Below are 16,382 nucleotides of genomic sequence, written 5' to 3' on the forward strand. Positions count from 1 at the left end.
GTAACGGCGCCGGGCGGCCCCACGCGTGGCCTGGACCTCCACCAATGCGCATGAACCGAAAGACAGTCTTCCGTAATCTCGCAATCCTGGCGGTGATCGTGCTCGCCCTTTGGGGCTGGAGCGCGATGCGCAGCGGCGATCGCGGCTACACCGGGGTCGACACCTCTGTCGCGTTGACTCAGCTCAACACGAAGAACACCAAGTTCATCCAGATCGACGACCGCGAGCAGCAGTTGCGGATCGAGACCAAAGAGCCGGTCAAGGTCGACGGCCAGGACGTCAGCAAGATCTCGACGAAGTATCCGGCTTCCGCGGGTGAGCAGGTCTTCGATTCGGTCAAGTCGACGGGGGCCGGCTATCAAACGAACGTGACAGAGCAGTCGGTGTTCTGGCAGATCATGATCTTCCTGTTGCCGATGCTGTTGCTGTTCGGACTGTTCTTCTTCGTCATGAACCGCATGCAGGGCGGCGGCAAGGGCGGCGTCATGGGCTTCGGCAAGTCGAAGGCCAAGCAGCTGTCCAAGGACATGCCCAAGACGACGTTCGCCGACGTCGCCGGTGCCGACGAGGCCGTCGAAGAGTTGTACGAGATCAAGGACTTCCTGCAGAATCCTACGCGCTACCAGGCACTCGGCGCGAAGATCCCGAAGGGCGTGCTGCTCTACGGGCCCCCCGGCACCGGCAAGACTCTGCTCGCGCGAGCCGTCGCGGGCGAGGCCGGCGTTCCGTTCTTCACCATCTCCGGTTCCGACTTCGTCGAGATGTTCGTCGGTGTCGGTGCCTCGCGCGTGCGCGACCTCTTCGAGCAGGCCAAGAACAACAGTCCGTGCATCATCTTCGTCGACGAGATCGACGCCGTCGGCCGTCAGCGCGGAGCCGGACTAGGCGGCGGACACGACGAACGCGAGCAGACTCTCAACCAGCTACTCGTCGAGATGGACGGATTCGGCGACCGCTCGGGCGTGATCCTCATCGCTGCGACCAACCGCCCAGACATCCTCGACCCGGCGCTGCTGCGTCCCGGCCGTTTCGACAGGCAGATCCCCGTCGGCAATCCCGACATCGCGGGCCGTCGAGCGATCCTGAAGGTGCACGCCAAGGGCAAGCCCATCGCCGAGGACGCCGATCTCGACGGCCTTGCCAAGCGCACTCCGGGAATGTCGGGAGCCGACCTCGCCAACGTCGTGAACGAGGCGGCGTTGCTCGCCGCCCGCGAGAACAAGACCGTCATCACCGCGGAGATGCTCGAGGAGGCGGTCGACCGCGTGATCGGCGGGCCACGTCGCAAGAGTCGGATCATCAGCGAGCACGAGAAGAAGGTCGTGGCCTATCACGAGAGCGGCCACACCCTCGCCGCCTGGGCGATGCCCGATCTCGATCCGATCTACAAGGTCACGATCCTTGCTCGCGGACGCACCGGCGGTCACGCGCTCGCAGTGCCCGAGCAGGACAAAGACCTGATGACCCGGTCGGAGATGATCGCTCGACTCGTCATGGCCATGGGTGGTCGTGCGTCAGAGGAACTCGTCTTCCACGAGCCGACCACGGGCGCATCGTCGGACATCGACCAGGCCACCAAGATCGCGCGCGCGATGGTCACCGAATACGGCATGAGTGCGAAGCTCGGCGCGGTTCGGTACGGCCAGGAGCAGGGCGATCCGTTCCTGGGCCGCAGCATGGGTGCCCAGAGCGACTACTCGGCCGAGGTCGCAAGCGAGATCGACGACGAGGTGCGTCGCCTGATCGAGGCGGCCCACACCGAGGCGTGGGCCATCCTCTCCGAGTACCGCGACACCCTCGACGTGCTGGCAAGCGACCTCCTCGAGAAGGAGACGCTCACCCGCAAGGACCTCGAGCGAATCCTCGCCGATGTCGAGAAGCGTCCCCGGATCACCACCTTCAACGAGTTCGGCGAGCGGACCCCGAGCGACAAGCCGCCGGTGAAGACCCCAGGCGAGTTGGCCATCGAGCGCGGCGAGCCGTGGCCTCCTCCTCCGCCGGAGCCGGTGCGCGAGCCGGTCGGAGCCGGGAGCGCACCCGGCGGCGGTGCCCCGACGGGTTACGCGGGTGGGCAGCAGCCCTACTACGGAGCGCCTCATCCGGGGCAGGGGTATGGCCAGCCATATCCGCAACAGGGTTACCCACAGGGTCCGCAGAGCGGTGGCACACGACCCGATTACGGCGCCCCGCGCGACTGGTCAGCCCCGGGCTGGCCACCCCAGTCGCAGGGATACCAGCCGGGCGTCAATCAGCCGGGGGCGAACCAGCAGCCGGGATATCCGCAGAACGGAAATCCCAACGGCGCGAACGGAAATCAGCCGAACGGTTATGGCTACGGAAACGGTTCCTACGGGGGGCAACGCGGCGCCGGCCACAACGGTGGCGGGCAGCATCGTGACGATGCGGGCAACGGTTCGCAGCACAACGGTTCACACGGGGCCGGTCAACACGGAGACGGAGCCTGAGGGTCGGATCGATGACTATCAGCGAGGGCCACGACATCGCGGCTCACGACGGAACGTCGCGCGAACTGATGACTGACGGGGGACGCTTCTTCGATCAGGAACGCGCTGAGGCGGCCGTGCGGGAGTTGCTGATCGCAGTCGGCGAGGATCCCGATCGGGAGGGGCTACAGCGCACCCCGACCCGCGTCGCCAACGCGTACCGCGAGATGTTCGCAGGCCTCTACACCGACCCGTCGGAAGTCCTCGCCACGACATTCGACGAGGACCACGACGAGTTCGTGCTGGTCAAAGACATCCCTATGTACTCGACATGCGAGCACCATCTCGTCTCCTTCCACGGCGTCGCGCACGTCGGCTACATCCCGGGGCCGACCGGGCAGGTGACCGGGCTGTCGAAGCTGGCGCGGGTCGTCGACCTCTACGCCAAACGTCCGCAGGTGCAGGAGCGGTTGACCAGCCAGATCGCGGACGCGCTTGTACGTCGGCTCAATCCGCGCGGGGTGATCGTGGTGATCGAGGCCGAGCATCTGTGCATGGCGATGCGCGGTATCCGAAAGCCGGGCGCACGCACGACGACGTCCGCGGTGCGCGGGATCTTCAAGACCAGCGCCGTTTCGCGCGGCGAGGCACTCGACCTCATCACCCGGTGACAGTCCATCCGGTCGGCGCCGACACCGACGATGGCGCGCGCACACAGGTGATGGGCGTCGTCAACGTCACTGCGGATTCGTTCTCCGACGGTGGCCGATATCTCGATCCGCAGCGCGCAGTCGAGCATGGGTTGCGTCTACTCGCCGACGGTGCCGACATCGTCGACGTCGGCGGTGAGTCGACTCGTCCGGGCGCGGTGCGCGTCGACGAGGCGGTCGAGATCAAGCGCGTGGTACCGGTGATCTCCGCACTCGCAGCGAACGGTGTGCAGGTCTCGGTCGACACGATGCGCGCAGGCGTCGCGGCTGCCGCCATCGACGCGGGAGCCACGATCGTCAACGACGTCTCGGGCGGTCGCGCCGATCCCGGCATGGCAGCGCTTCTCGCCGACGCCGGACTGCCCTGGATTCTGATGCACTGGCGACCTGCTGCCGCCGAATCGGATGCAGGTCGACGCTTCACGCACCGCGTCGACGACACGGGTGGTTATCGCGACGTGGTCGCCGAGGTGAGTCGTGAACTCCTCGGACAGGTCGACGCCGCCGTCGCCGCCGGTGTCGACCCGGACAACATCATCCTCGATCCCGGGTTGGGATTCGCCAAGACGGCACAACATAATTGGGCGCTACTCAACGCCCTGCCGACGTTGGTCGGGCTCGGCTTCCCCGTGCTCGTCGGGGCGTCGCGCAAGCGCTTTCTCGGCACTCTGCTCGCCTGCTGCGATGGTCACGACCGTGCGCCGGAGGGCCGCGAGATCGCGACCGCGTCGATCAGCGCGCTCGCCGCGGTCAACGGTGCCTGGGGAGTGCGCGTACACGACGTCGCAGCCAATCGTGATGCGGTGACCGTTGCCGCTGCGTGGCGGACCGGCGGGCGTGACCGGCACACCGTGCGACGGGAGCATCGAGATGGCTGACCGAATCGAACTGCGTGGTCTGCGTGTACGCGGTCACCACGGCGTCTTCGATCACGAGCGCCGCGACGGACAGGATTTCATCATCGACGTCACGCTGTGGGCCGACCTCCGGATCGCGGCGGCATCGGACGACCTCGCCGACACCATCGACTACGGGACGCTCGCGCAGCAGATCCATGACGTCGTCGCCGGCGACCCGCGCAACCTGATCGAGGCCGTCGGCGGCGAGGTCGCCGAACGGATCATGCTCGACGACCGCATCCACGCTTGCGAGGTGGTGGTACACAAGCCGTCGGCGCCCATCCCGCTCGATTTCGCCGACGTCGCCGTCGTGACCCGTCGGTCCCGAAAGTCGGCGGGCGGTGTGCGATGACCCGCGCCGTACTGTCCGCGGGCACGAACCTCGGCGACCGCGAAGCGCGGCTACGCGAGGTCGTCGAGGCGTTTGCCGACGACCTCGTCGCGGTGTCGAGCATCTATTCGACGGCACCATGGGGCGGCGTCGAACAACCCGACTTCTACAACATCACGCTCATCGTCGACGCCCCCGTCTCTCCGCGGGACTGGCTGGAGCGGGGATTCGAACTCGAGCGCGCCGCCGACCGCATCCGTGCGGTGCGGTGGGGTCCGAGGACGCTCGACGTCGACGTGATCTGTGCAACCGACCCTGCGGGGAACCCGATCGTCGACGACGACGCCACGCTGACCCTGCCCCATCCGCGAGCCGCCGAGCGTGCGTTCGTGCTGGTGCCGTGGCTGGAGATCGAGCCCGAGGCGACGTTGTGGACCCCGCACGGTGTGCGGCGGGTCGTCGACCTCGCGGCTGCGCTCCCCGCTGCCGAGCGTGCGGGCGTGCACCGGCTGTCGCCGGAGCGTGAGCGGTTCGGGAGCGAGGTGACACCGTGACCACGCCGCGCCCGTCGACGCCGCCGGAGGACGAGGAGCCCGGCCTCGGCCCGACCCGCCCGCGCGATCTCCTGATCATCGCGGTGTTCGTGGCGGTCGTGGCGTGGATTCTGGTTCGCTACAACTACTCGGCGCTGCCGCCGCTGCCGCTGCTCGCCGGCATCGTCCTGTACGTTCTCGCCGCGATCGAGACGGCGATGGCATTCGTCGTGCGCGCACGCGTCGCCGACCGCCAGGTCGGACGAGCGCGTGGGCAACTGCATCCACTGACGGCTGCCCGGGTGCTGGCGCTCGCCAAGGCGTCGGCGATCCTGGGCGCAGTGGCCGTTGGCGTGTGGGTGGGGATGCTGGTGTTCCTATGGAGTCAGCATGGTGTGACTGCTGCCGAGCACGACAGACCCGGTGCGATCGTCGGGGCGTTCGGCGGACTCGTCCTGGTCGCTGCGGCACTGTGGCTCGAGTACTGCTGCCGTGCACCTGACGACCCGACCGACCAGCCGACTGAGCCGCGTACAAACGGTCATCCCGGGCCCGCGTGAGTCGGCTGAGCGCTTCTTCGCGCGCCAATCGTGACTCTCCGTACCAGCCTCGCGGTCGTGCGGGCTGTCAGAGGGTAAGTTCACGAGCATGACGACCTCGACTGGCCGTGCCGCCGACACACGCCGTTCCGGTCGCGTCGGGCAGTGGTTGGTGGGTCTTCTGATCGTGCTGGCCGTGGTGGCCAGCGTGCTGATGCTCTTCACCGACCAGATCTCGGTGCTCGGATCGCTGGCGGTGATCGCCGCGCTGTGGGCTGCGGTGATCGCTGCGATCCTCGTGACGCGCTACCGCAGGCAGGCAGAGAGCGCCGAGAGCAAGAGTCGTGATCTCCGGCTGGTCTACGAGTTGCAGCTCGAGCGCGAGATCGCGGCGCGCAGACAGTACGAACTCGATGTCGAGTCGACGATTCGTAAAGAGATCAGCGACGAGGCAGGCGTCGAACTCGCGGAACTCAAGGCACAGGTCCTCGCTCTGCGCTCGAGCCTGGAGATGTTGCTCGGCGAGTCGCTGCCCGACCAGCGTGCTGCGCTTCCCAACGAGAAGCTCCGTGAGTTGGCATCGGGACTCGGGGGTGTGGGAGCCCAGACGGATCATGCGCCGACCGGGTACGCTGGCGGATCCGGATATCCCGGCGGCTATGGCGCCACCGACTACACCGCACACGATGACGGGGCTGTGGCCGCCCGCGACTTCGAGCAGACCGCTCCAGGCGCCGAACATCGCCGTCGCGACTCCTATCCGTTCGACGCGCCGCGGCGTTTCGGTACCGATGTCGATCCCAACGAAATGACCGAGGTCCTGCCCATCGTTCCCGGCGACGCACCAATTTCCGGTCGTATCGCCACCGAGGTACCGCTCGACGAGATCCGCGCAGAGGGGATCCGCGCAGAGGAGATTCACGCAGAGGAGATTCACGCGGAGGAGGTCGAGGCCGTCGACGAGCCGTTCAACGCCGAGACCGTCGCGCCGACCGGCATCTCCGCGGAAGAGACCGGCGCAGAGGAGGTCGTCGTCGACGTGGTCGACGATCAGCCGCGCGCGCCGTACTCGGCAGGCTTCGCCGGGGCGCCGGTGGCGTCGGGTCCGACCTCGGCTGCGCCGTTCTCGGGTGGCTTCTACGTGTCCGCGGCGGAGGCGGTTGGGGTGCCGGAGCAGGACTCGGATGCCGAGCCCGCCACACGGGAAGCCTCGGATTCTGCTGTGGAAGAGGCCGGTTCACAAGAGCCCGCTTCGACGGGCTCCAGCCCTGAAGCATCCGGCCCAGAAGTGTTCAGCCCAGAAGGGTCGGGCCCAGAAGGGTCGGGCACAGAAGGGTCGGGCACGGAAGCTGCTATCTCAGAAGACTCGGCGCGCGCGGAGTCGGCCGGACGTCACGAGACCGGCGACGACGGTGCACCCGCGAACTCCTACGGCGGTGGTCGACGTCGTCGCGAGGACGAGGAGGACCACGACGCCGCCCACACCGCGGGGTTGCCCGTCGCGGAGTTGCTCAACCAGCTTCGCCAGTCGCCGCGCGGCAGCGGCGGCGGACGTCGTCGTCGCGAGGACTGACTCCCGGCCACCAGAGGGTGACCCGCCTCACAGGCATTGGCCCGACGCTGCGTCGAGCGCCTAGCATTGCGATGCACGTCCGGTACCCGCGCACCAGTCGGGACTGGAACGATCTGGGAGGACACCGGTGACCTCACCGAACGGCGATCCCGCCGTGTCGAGTCAGCCGCCCCGCGACGCGGGGCGAGCAGGGCATCCCGGATCCTTCTCCACCGAGTTCGCAGGCGTCAGTAATCTTCCCACCCCTGCTCGGCTGACCATCGGGATCATCTCGGCCGGCCGTGTCGGCACCGCGCTCGGCGAGGCGCTCGAACGTGCCGGCCATGTCGTCGGTGCGGTGGTCGCCCGGTCGCAGGACTCCCGGCGCCGTGCTGCGCAACGCCTACCCGAGTCACAGATCCTCGGGCTACCCGATGTGGTCGCACGATCGGAACTCCTGATCATCGCGGTACCCGATGACAGCATCTCCGACGTCGTCGCCGACATCGTGGACAGCGGACGGCTACGCCCGCGCACGCTCGTCCTGCACACAGCGGGTGCACACGGCGTCGACATCTTGGCACCGCTCACCGCGCTCGGTGCCCTTCCGCTCGCCGTCCACCCCGCGATGACGTTCGTCGGCACCGACGACGACACCACCCGGCTGCCGCAGGCCTGTTTCGGTGTCACGGCGTCCGACGAAGTCGGCCTCGCCATCGCATCGGCGCTCGTGCTCGAAATGGGTGGTGAGCCGGTGCGGATCGCCGAGGCCGACCGCACGCTGTATCACGCGGCACTTGCACACGGGGCGAATCATCTTGTCGCGCTTGTCAGCGATGCCGTCGTGGCCATGAACGCGGCAATCGAGGGCAGCGAAGGGGAGTCGGGTCGCGCCACCGCGACGGTCGACGGCACGTCCGAGCGGTTGGCCGAACGCATTCTCGCGCCATTGGTCACCGCGGCGCTGAGCAATGTGCTCGACCTCGGACCCGCAGCCCTGACCGGTCCTGTGGCCAGGGGCGACGCGCAGGCTGTGGCCGACCACCTCGATGCTCTCCGTGCACTGCCCGGCGGGCGACGCCCCTACGCGATCGCCGAGGCCTATCGCATCCTGGCCCGCCGAGCGGCCGACTACACCGATCCTCCCACGTCTCTCCTTGACGTCCTGGAGAGCTGAATGAACACCGAACCGATGCCGCTGCCTGTTGTTGAGCAACGCCTTTCGCGTCAAGTCAGAGGAGAACGATGACCGCGCCGTTGAGTCCGGACGCCTACACCCGAGGTGAGTTGACGGTGCATCGCGACCCCGCCACGCTCCGCCGGGTGAGCCAGGCGTTGCGTCGCGCGGGCAGGCGCGTGGTGCTGGTGCCGACGATGGGTGCCCTGCACGCAGGGCACCTGCAGTTGGTCGACGCCGCAAAGAGCGTCGGTAACGCGGTGGTCATCGTCTCGATTTTCGTCAATCCGCTGCAGTTCGGCGAGAACGAAGACCTCGATGCGTATCCGCGCACCTTCGACAACGACGTCGAGCTATTGCGTTCGGCCGGTGTGGAACTGGTATTCGCGCCGACCGTCGACGACATGTATCCACTCGGCCCGCGCACCACGATCGTGCCGGGACCCGCGGGCGACATCCTCGACGGCGCTGCTCGCCCGGGGCACTTCGCCGGCATGCTCACCGTCGTGTGCAAGCTTCTCAACATCGCTGTTCCGCACGCAGCCTTTTTCGGCGAGAAGGACTATCAGCAGCTGGTGTTGATCGCGCAGATGGTCGCCGACCTCAACCTGGACGTCGACATCGTCGGTGTGCCGACGGTGCGTGAGGCGGACGGTCTCGCGTTGTCGTCGCGCAACCGCTATCTCACGCCGGAGCAGCGCGAGATCGCCACCACGTTGTCGGCAGCGCTCACCGCGGGCGCCCATGCCGCGCCCGGCGGCAAGGACGCGATCCTCGCTGCCGCTCAGGCGGTTCTGTCGACGTCTCCGGACATCGAGCTCGATTACCTCGCACTGCGCGATCGCGCTCTCGGAGAGGCACCGGACAAGGGCGAGGGCCGGCTCCTGGTCGCCGCACGCCTCGGTGCTGCCCGACTGATCGACAACGTCGGGGTGTCGATCGGCATCCAACCGGAGGACATCGGGAGCCCCGATGCGTACTGATCTACCCGACGTCGAGCACCGGATTCACGTCGAGATCACCCCGCCACAGACTCTGCAGCCCGCCCGTCATGCACGCCAACACAGAGGAATGACAGCATGTTTCGCACCATGATGACGTCGAAGATCCACCGGGCGACCGTCACCCAGGCCGATCTGCACTACGTCGGTTCGGTGACCATCGACGCCGATCTGCTCGACGCGGCAGACCTTCTCGAGGGTGAGCAGGTCACCATCGTGGACATCACCAATGGCGCACGCCTGGAGACGTACGCCATCGCTGGTGATCGCGGCACCGGGGTCATCGGGATCAACGGCGCAGCAGCGCATCTCGTTCATCCCGGAGATCTCGTGATCATCATCGCCTACGGCATCCTCGACGAGGCCGAGGTGCGTGAGTACAGCCCTCATGTCGTGTTCGTCGACGAGGCCAATCGGGTGGTCGAGAACGGCACCGATCCCGCGCATGCACCAGACGGTTCGGGACTCCTCGACCCGCGTCACCCCGAAGCGGATTCGGTGCGAACCGATTTCGCCGAGACCGGGGTGTAGGTTCGCGCAGATGTTACTCACCGTCGAGGTCGGGAACACGAACATCCATCTGGGGGTGTTCGCGGGTTCGGGTGATCACGCCACGCTGGTACGCGACTGGCGGATTCACACCGACCCGCACCTGACCGCCGACGAACTGGCCATGACGATCCGCGGATTGCTCGGCACTGACATCGAGCAGATCACCGGCGTAGCAGCGTTGTCGACGGTGCCCTCGCTGTTGCGCGAGCTGCGGGTCATGGTGTCGCGATACTACGAGGGCGTGCATCACGTACTCCTGGAGCCCGGTGTCCGCACGGGTGTGCCGCTCCTGGTCGACAACCCCAAAGAGGTCGGTACCGATCGCGTCGCGAACTGTCTTGCGGCACACCACATCTACGGCGGACCGTGCATCGTCGCGGCGTTCGGTACCGCCACTGTGGTCGACGCGGTGTCGGCGAAGGGGGAGTTTCTCGGCGGAGCCATCGCGCCGGGTGTCAATCTCGGCGTCGAGGCGCTCGCCGAACACACGGTGACCGTACGTCGGGTCGAGCTCATGCCGCCGCGCAGCGTGCTGGGTAAGAACACCGTCGAGGCGTTGCAGTCGGGAATCCTGTACGGATTCGCGGGCCAGGTCGACGGCCTCGTCGACCGGATCCGTGGCGGCGTCGACGGCTTCGGCGGGCGCGACGTCACGGTCGTTGCAACCGGATCACTCGCACCACTGATCTTTCCCGAGAGTCGCACGCTCACCACGCATCACTCATATCTGCCCCTCGAAGGGCTGCGACTGGTGTCCGAGCGCGCGAAGCAGCAGGGACGTGCCCGCGGCAGTCGGTGACGCCCGCGGGTGGAGCAGCCCTCGCCCCTCCGGCATCCACTGTTCGTCGGGCACCCGCGAGGATTTTTGTGCACGCCTGCGCAAAAGCCCTCGCCGATCTGGTCTACAGCCGCGCACTGTGGCACACTTGTCGCCGTGATCAAGAGTTGTCAGGAGTGTTGTCAGGGCTGAGTCCGCGTATGCGGCTGCCCTTCGTCGACGCCCCCGCTCGTTTCGATCATTCCCGAGGTATCTCTCATGACCGCATCGGTCCAGATCCGTACGCTCACCCAGTCATCGGTCACCCAACTGCCGGTCACCCGAACTGTCTCCAACGCCCCGCTCTCGCTCCAGGCCACCGACTACCGCGCGGCGATCGCCGCGGGCGCCGTGCCGGTCGATATCCGCGGTCATCGCAAGCGTCGTCTCGACGGCGCTCTGCTCGGTGCGCTGGCGGTCGACGCAGCTGAGGCCCTCGACCTGCTGACCCCCGGCTCGCCCTCAGCGCTGCGCACGGCGACCGCCGACCGGCGGTGGATTCTGGTCAGCGAGGACGGCCACGAGGCCGAGTGGCTGACGTGGCACCTACAGGCACGCGGCGTCACCAATGCCGTCTTCGTCGTCGGCGGATTCCGGCGATTGCGCCGCGAGGGGATCAACGGCCAGATCAGTGCGGGAGAACTGGCGGTATTTTCCGCGCACTGATTCGGTCGTCTTGTCGAAATCGGCCATCCGGCGTCGTTTACGCCATGCTTTGACGTCCGTTGTTCACACCGTCGTGTGACCTGGATAACATGACAGGTGCGGCGTGGCAGTGCGGTCATCGCGTCTTCTGCCGCGGGCACTGGAGGACGTGGGAGTTGACATGGCACATGGGGCGTCTGGACGACCCGTGGCTCGTGATCCGATCGCCTTCACCACCGATGGCCTCGGCGACGAATCCGCGGTTCGGTGGGAAGAGTTCACCAGCAGAACCTTTCTGCCGCTGCACGCAAAAGTCCTCGGTGACGAGCGGCTCGACGCGACGGGAACGGTGGCCGCGATCGGCTCGCTGCGTATCATGTCGTTGCGAGTGGGGTCGCACATCGTCGAGACATCGGGCAAATTTGTATCCGACGACGGCGTGCCCGCCACGTTGATCACGATCACCCTCAAAGGCCATACGTTTCTGTTCACCGACGGGCGGACCCACTTCGCCACGGACGATCGGCTATTGGTGACGAGCCTCGATCGCCCGTTCGTCAGTGGCTTCGGGGAGGACACCGAAGCTCTGGCTGTCGTCGTTCCGACGCCACTTCTGCGCCGCTCGACGGGTGTGCCCATCGGGGTGACCCCGCACGTCATCGACATCGGAAACAACTTTGCCGGGGCCGCTTTGAGAACGCGTTTGATCGCCGCGACGCGCGATCCGGCGACCGAGTCGCTCGCCGAGGACGACCTGGTGGAACTCATCTCCACTGTCCTCGCGCCACGCCCGGAGCCGGCCGTTTACAACCATTTCGACCGAGCACGTGACTACATTGCGGCCAATCTCTCCGATCCAGGTCTGACTGCACCACATGTGGCACGTGCCGTCGGCATCAGTGAACGGCACCTGTCCCGAATCTTCGCCGACGCGCACACCAGTGTTCCCAAATATGTGCGTGAGCAACGTCTTCTACGCTCCAGGGGGATGCTGCTCGGGGCCCATGACGGGTTGACCGTGGCCCAGATCGCGGTTCGCTGCGGTTTCGGTTCGGTCGGCAGCTTCTCGCGGACGTACCACGCGAGGTTCGGACGTAGACCCGATGACATACTGCGCGACAACGCACGTCGTCGTGCGCTTCGGGGCGAGCGCTGAACGAGGAACTCGTGGAACGGCTTTGGCATCCGGTCTAGTCCTCCGGTGATCAGACATCGTGGCTGATTTCGGCCAACCTCGCCCCATCTCCTTTCACTTTCAATGTGCCCCGCATCACACTCGAGAACAGAAACGAGCTGCCGCCGTCGCCGGCGTCGGCCGGAGGTTTCAATCAGAGGAGTGTCGATGACCGTAATTGATTCCACCAAAACGTCTGTGCGGAAGCAGATTCCGACACCCGAGCCGGGGCTGACCGTTGACGATTTCCTGGAGCGTGCGCGCGGGCTCAGGGATAGGCTGCGCGAGGAACAAGCCGACACCGAGCGACGCACCCGCTGCTCGCAGGAGATGCACGAGGAGTTCATACGGCTCGGCTTCTACCGGATGCTGCAGCCGGCTGCTCTCGGTGGCTACGAACTGTCCATTCAAGATTTCCTACGCGTGATAGTCGAGGTCGGTCGCGGGTGTCCGTCGACCGCATGGTGTCTGTGTCTGGGCTCTGCTCACGTGGTCAACCTCGCGGGGTTGTTCGATGCCGACGTTCAAGCTGAGGTCATGGGGGCCGACGGACATTTCATCGCGCCCTCCCGGGTGGTTCCGTCGGTAACCGCGACCCCGGTCGACGGTGGCTGGGAACTCAACGGACTCTGGGACTATTGCTCGGGCGTTCCCTACTCCACCCACGTCTTCAATGCGGTGATGATCATGCCGACCGACGGTGGCCGCCCGCATCCGGGCCTCGCGCTGGTGCCACGTGACAAGTACGAGATCGTCGACGACTGGGGCACGTTGATCGGTCTCAAGGGTAGTGGTTCCAACTCCGTCATGGTCGACCACTGTGTCGTCGACCATGGATACGTCCTCGATATCGACATCAACGCCATTCGTCCGGATCAGACCTACGGGCTCGAGCTGTACGGCAATCCGATGTACATCGGGCCGATTCAGCCGTTCTTCTTCGCCGAGCTGCTCGCCGTCGCATTGGGTATGACCAAGGCGATGTTCGACGAGTTCGCTGCGACGATGCCGGTGAAGAAGACGATGTGGCCACCGATGGCCGTGCGCGCCGAGGACTCCTTCTACCGGCAGTGGTATGGCGAGGCCACCACGCTGATCGATCAGGCCGAAGCCTGCCTGCTCAGCGTCACCGCAGCCTACGCCCAACTGTGCGACGAGTCGGCGGCAACCGGCCGGCCGATCACCATCGCCGAGAATCAGCGCCTGGTGTCGCTGGCCATCCAGGCGGGCAAGGTGCTCACCGAAGCGATGGATCTGATGGCTCGGGTGACCGGGTCCAGCGCGATGAAAGACGGCACTCGCACGCAACGGTATTGGCGAGACTTCACCATGTACCGCAGTCACGTCGCGCAGACCATTCGCGAAGCCACCGCGAGTGGCTACGCCGTTGCCGCACTCGCCGAGGCGAACGCCTGATGCGCGCGGCACTCTGGCACGGAAACGGCCGTCACGTCGAGGTCGATGATGTGAACCTGCCCGCTCCCGGCCCGCATGAAGTGGTTGTCGACACCACCGCGGTGGTCGCCTGCATCACCGACGTCATCGCCTTCGACAATCCTCCGTTCCCGCCCGGCGCCCACATTCCGCAGATTCCCGGTCACGGGGGAGTGGGCATCGTGTCGGCCGTGGGCTCCGACGTCAGTCGTGTACGGGTAGGTGACACCGTGCTCGCATCAGCCAACCCGTGGTGTGGTGTCTGTTACGCATGTCTACGAGATCGACCGGACATGTGCGGTGAACTGTCCTTCATCGGACCCGAGATCGAGCTCGCCCGAACGGGTTCCACGGTCGCGCACTCTTACCTCGGGTCCTACGCCGAACAGATGTTGACCAGGGAAATCCAGGTGGTCCCGCTGACCACCGGCGTATCCCATCAGGCACTGGCCGTCCTCGCTGACGGCGGCGCAGGTGGCGTGGGTGGAGCGTTCAACGTCGCACCGGTCACCGCGGGAGCCAGCGTCGCGGTTGTCGGGTGTGGCATGACGGGGCTCGCGTACCTGCAGAGCGCCCGTGTTCTCGGCGCAGAAACGATCATCGCCATCGATCCACTCGCGCATCGTCGGGAGCTTGCCGAAAAGTTCGGCGCCACACACACCTTCGACGCCAACGACACCGACCTCGTCGAGAAGGTCAAAGAGGTGGCAGGCAGCTATCCGGCACTCTTCGGTGACAAGCGCGGCGTCGAGTTCGCGTTCGAGGCCGCAGGTGACGCCACCGCCATGGGTACCGCGATGGCCATCACCCGCCCGACGGGTCATGTGGTCCTGGCCAGCGTCACCAAGGATTTCCTCACTGCGACACTGCCGATCAGCGCTTTCGACGCCGCGATGAACGGCAAGCAGATTCACGGCTGCCAGTGGGGGCAGACGAACCTGTTGCGAGACATCCCGGTGTGGACGAGGCTTCTCGAACGCGGTGAACTGGACTTCGATTCGATGGTGTCGACCACCGTGGGCCTCGACGCCATCGACGGAGCCCTCGATCAGGTGGCCGCCTGCGAAGTCGTCGCAGCTGTTGTGGAGCCGCGACGATGACCGCACTCGACGTCCGGGCAGATGCCGCCCGGCCACCTCGCGACCAGTTCGATTCGAACCTGTTCCGCGATGTTCTCGGGCGATTCTGTTCCGGCGTCGTGGTGATCACCGCGTCCAGCAGTGGCGAGAACGTCGGCATGACCTGCCAGTCGTTTATGAGTATGTCGCTGGACCCTCCGCTGGTGGCCTTCGCGCCTGCGGCCACGTCGTCGACCTATCCGACGATTCGGGATAGCGGATCGTTCGCGGTGAACGTGCTGTCCAGCACGCAATCGGCGACCGCCCTGGGCTTCGCACGCCGTGGTATCGACCGATTCGCCGATGCGCGATGGCATCTCGGTGTAACGGGCGCTCCGCTGCTCGATGATGCCGTCGCTCACATCGAGTGCGAGCTGTACGCCGAGCACACCGTCGGTGACCATTACCTGTCCGTCGGACGGGTGTTGGCGCTCGACGGCCACCCCGATGCCGAGCCGTTGTTGTTCTTCCGCAGTGCTTTCGGCGCCTGGAGCGCGACATCTCAGAACGCCGGATCACACAGCGCCACATCACAGAGCGCCACATCACACGGCGCGACATCGCATGAGGAGCGATCATGAGTGTTTCCGTCACCGACCCGGCCGCCGACGAAGCGTGCGGCCCGTCACGCACGGTGCGTGCAGCGGTCGCTGCCACCATCGGCGCGCCGTTGACTGTCGAGGAGGTGGAGGTCGGAGCTCCGGCCGCGGGCGAGCTTCGGATCGAGCTGACCGGCAGCGGTATCTGCCACACGGATCTCAGTGCGCGCGACGGACAGTTTCCGGCACAGTTCCCGATCGTGCTCGGCCACGAGGGAACCGGAACCGTCACGGCGGTGGGAGAGGGCGTCGACGACGTCGGAGTCGGTGATCGGGTGGTGCTGACAATCGATCACTGCGGACAGTGTCGAAGCTGCGACCGCGGTCGGTTCTGGGCGTGCGCCAACGCCTTCGGGATGAACGTCGCGGGTGGTCGAGCCGACGGCACAACGGCGTTCACTCTGGACGGCAACCCGATCCATTCGCACTGGTTCGGTCAATCCTCATTCGCTGCAACGATTCTTGCGCCCCGATCGACTGCGGTGGTCGTGGCCGATGACGTGCCTGCCGAGGTCGCCGCGCCGCTGGGATGTGGCATCATCACCGGCGCCGGACCGGTCCTCTATCCGCAGACCACTCGCCCGATGGACAGCCTGGCGGTATTCGGCTTGGGCACCGTCGGCCTCGGGGCTGTGATGGCGGCCCGTATTCGTGGCGTTGAACAGGTGATCGGCGTCGATCCGGTCGCCTCACGCCGCGAGTTGGCGCGTGAGCTCGGAGCCACAGATGTCGTCGACCCGTCGACGTCGGATGCCGTCGAAGAGATTCAGCGGATCACCGGTGGTGGTGCCGATCAGGCACTGGAAACAAGCGGTGCGGCAGGAGTTCTCGATGTCGCGGTCGCGGCGACGATCACC

The 16,382-nt window shown here is 66.2% G+C and carries 16 protein-coding genes and 1 pseudogene; all 17 read left to right on the plus strand.

Going from position 1 to position 16,382, the window contains the following annotated elements:
• The first annotated feature begins 50 nt into the window (after positions 1-50).
• Positions 51-2,465 (plus strand): ATP-dependent zinc metalloprotease FtsH, encoded by a 2,415-nt coding sequence (gene ftsH / locus GOACH_RS00850; protein WP_245551767.1) that lies wholly within the window; start codon positions 51-53, stop codon positions 2,463-2,465.
• Positions 2,466-2,476: 11 nt separating this feature from the next.
• Positions 2,477-3,115, plus strand: coding sequence for a GTP cyclohydrolase I FolE (folE, locus tag GOACH_RS00855; RefSeq protein ID WP_005169183.1), 639 nt, complete (start codon positions 2,477-2,479; stop codon positions 3,113-3,115).
• Between the two features lie 50 nt (positions 3,116-3,165).
• Entirely contained in the window at positions 3,166-4,032 is an 867-nt protein-coding gene (folP, locus tag GOACH_RS00860) for a dihydropteroate synthase (protein WP_005169184.1), read from the plus strand.
• Positions 4,025-4,405 carry a dihydroneopterin aldolase gene (folB, locus tag GOACH_RS00865; RefSeq protein WP_005169186.1) on the plus strand — a complete coding sequence of 127 codons (381 nt, stop codon included), beginning with the start codon at positions 4,025-4,027 and terminating at the stop codon, positions 4,403-4,405. Before folP ends, folB begins: the two co-directional genes overlap by 8 nt.
• On the plus strand, positions 4,402-4,938 hold the full coding sequence (folK, locus tag GOACH_RS00870; RefSeq protein ID WP_005169188.1) for a 2-amino-4-hydroxy-6-hydroxymethyldihydropteridine diphosphokinase: 537 nt from the start codon (positions 4,402-4,404) through the stop codon (positions 4,936-4,938). The genes folB and folK overlap by 4 nt, the downstream gene beginning before the upstream one ends.
• Positions 4,935-5,477: a DUF3180 domain-containing protein gene (locus GOACH_RS00875; protein ID WP_005169190.1), complete on the plus strand. Its 543-nt coding sequence runs from the start codon at positions 4,935-4,937 to the stop codon at positions 5,475-5,477. Before folK ends, GOACH_RS00875 begins: the two co-directional genes overlap by 4 nt.
• An 88-nt stretch (positions 5,478-5,565) precedes the next feature.
• On the plus strand, positions 5,566-7,029 hold the full coding sequence (locus GOACH_RS00880) for a DUF6779 domain-containing protein (protein WP_040517309.1): 1,464 nt from the start codon (positions 5,566-5,568) through the stop codon (positions 7,027-7,029).
• A gap of 127 nt (positions 7,030-7,156) precedes the next feature.
• On the plus strand, positions 7,157-8,185 hold the full coding sequence (locus tag GOACH_RS00885; RefSeq protein ID WP_005169194.1) for a Rossmann-like and DUF2520 domain-containing protein: 1,029 nt from the start codon (positions 7,157-7,159) through the stop codon (positions 8,183-8,185).
• Positions 8,186-8,253: 68 nt separating this feature from the next.
• A complete protein-coding gene (panC, locus tag GOACH_RS00890; RefSeq protein ID WP_005169196.1) occupies positions 8,254-9,168 on the plus strand; it encodes a pantoate--beta-alanine ligase in 915 nt (304 codons plus the stop codon).
• A 96-nt stretch (positions 9,169-9,264) separates the two neighbouring features.
• A complete protein-coding gene (gene panD / locus GOACH_RS00895) occupies positions 9,265-9,717 on the plus strand; it encodes an aspartate 1-decarboxylase (RefSeq protein ID WP_005169199.1) in 453 nt (150 codons plus the stop codon).
• A gap of 10 nt (positions 9,718-9,727) precedes the next feature.
• Positions 9,728-10,537 (plus strand): type III pantothenate kinase, encoded by an 810-nt coding sequence (locus GOACH_RS00900; protein ID WP_005169200.1) that lies wholly within the window; start codon positions 9,728-9,730, stop codon positions 10,535-10,537.
• Between the two features lie 237 nt (positions 10,538-10,774).
• Positions 10,775-11,221, plus strand: a complete 447-nt coding sequence (locus tag GOACH_RS00905) for a hypothetical protein (protein WP_005169201.1) — start codon at positions 10,775-10,777, stop codon at positions 11,219-11,221.
• A gap of 187 nt (positions 11,222-11,408) precedes the next feature.
• Positions 11,409-12,356 carry a helix-turn-helix domain-containing protein gene (locus tag GOACH_RS23060; RefSeq protein WP_052003862.1) on the plus strand — a complete coding sequence of 316 codons (948 nt, stop codon included), beginning with the start codon at positions 11,409-11,411 and terminating at the stop codon, positions 12,354-12,356.
• Between the two features lie 186 nt (positions 12,357-12,542).
• Positions 12,543-13,790 (plus strand): acyl-CoA dehydrogenase family protein, encoded by a 1,248-nt coding sequence (locus GOACH_RS00915; RefSeq protein WP_005169205.1) that lies wholly within the window; start codon positions 12,543-12,545, stop codon positions 13,788-13,790.
• On the plus strand, positions 13,790-14,908 hold the full coding sequence (locus GOACH_RS00920) for a zinc-binding dehydrogenase (protein WP_005169207.1): 1,119 nt from the start codon (positions 13,790-13,792) through the stop codon (positions 14,906-14,908). Before GOACH_RS00915 ends, GOACH_RS00920 begins: the two co-directional genes overlap by 1 nt.
• The gene (locus tag GOACH_RS00925; protein WP_005169209.1) at positions 14,905-15,507 is read left to right on the plus strand and encodes a flavin reductase family protein; all 603 of its coding nucleotides are present in this window, start codon (positions 14,905-14,907) and stop codon (positions 15,505-15,507) included. The genes GOACH_RS00920 and GOACH_RS00925 overlap by 4 nt, the downstream gene beginning before the upstream one ends.
• Positions 15,504-16,358: pseudogene (locus tag GOACH_RS24580) on the plus strand (alcohol dehydrogenase catalytic domain-containing protein); the annotation flags it as partial. The gene GOACH_RS00925 and the pseudogene GOACH_RS24580, both read left to right, overlap by 4 nt.
• Positions 16,359-16,382 lie beyond the last annotated feature (24 nt).

The sequence above is a fragment of the Gordonia aichiensis NBRC 108223 genome (assembly GCF_000332975.1).
GTDB classification, from domain to species: Bacteria; Actinomycetota; Actinomycetes; order Mycobacteriales; family Mycobacteriaceae; genus Gordonia; species Gordonia aichiensis.

Bases quoted from the DNA above. Each gene is read 5' to 3' on its own strand.
- ftsH (WP_245551767.1), top strand. From the start codon at position 51: ATGAACCGAAAGACAGTCTTCCGTAATCTCGCAATCCTGGCGGTGATC.
- folE (WP_005169183.1), top strand. From the start codon at position 2,477: ATGACTATCAGCGAGGGCCACGACATCGCGGCTCACGACGGAACGTCG.
- folP (WP_005169184.1), top strand. From the start codon at position 3,166: ATGGGCGTCGTCAACGTCACTGCGGATTCGTTCTCCGACGGTGGCCGA.
- folB (WP_005169186.1), top strand. From the start codon at position 4,025: ATGGCTGACCGAATCGAACTGCGTGGTCTGCGTGTACGCGGTCACCAC.
- folK (WP_005169188.1), top strand. From the start codon at position 4,402: ATGACCCGCGCCGTACTGTCCGCGGGCACGAACCTCGGCGACCGCGAA.
- GOACH_RS00880 (WP_040517309.1), top strand. From the start codon at position 5,566: ATGACGACCTCGACTGGCCGTGCCGCCGACACACGCCGTTCCGGTCGC.
- panC (WP_005169196.1), top strand. From the start codon at position 8,254: ATGACCGCGCCGTTGAGTCCGGACGCCTACACCCGAGGTGAGTTGACG.
- panD (WP_005169199.1), top strand. From the start codon at position 9,265: ATGTTTCGCACCATGATGACGTCGAAGATCCACCGGGCGACCGTCACC.
- GOACH_RS00900 (WP_005169200.1), top strand. From the start codon at position 9,728: ATGTTACTCACCGTCGAGGTCGGGAACACGAACATCCATCTGGGGGTG.
- GOACH_RS00905 (WP_005169201.1), top strand. From the start codon at position 10,775: ATGACCGCATCGGTCCAGATCCGTACGCTCACCCAGTCATCGGTCACC.
- GOACH_RS00915 (WP_005169205.1), top strand. From the start codon at position 12,543: ATGACCGTAATTGATTCCACCAAAACGTCTGTGCGGAAGCAGATTCCG.
- GOACH_RS00920 (WP_005169207.1), top strand. From the start codon at position 13,790: ATGCGCGCGGCACTCTGGCACGGAAACGGCCGTCACGTCGAGGTCGAT.
- GOACH_RS00925 (WP_005169209.1), top strand. From the start codon at position 14,905: ATGACCGCACTCGACGTCCGGGCAGATGCCGCCCGGCCACCTCGCGAC.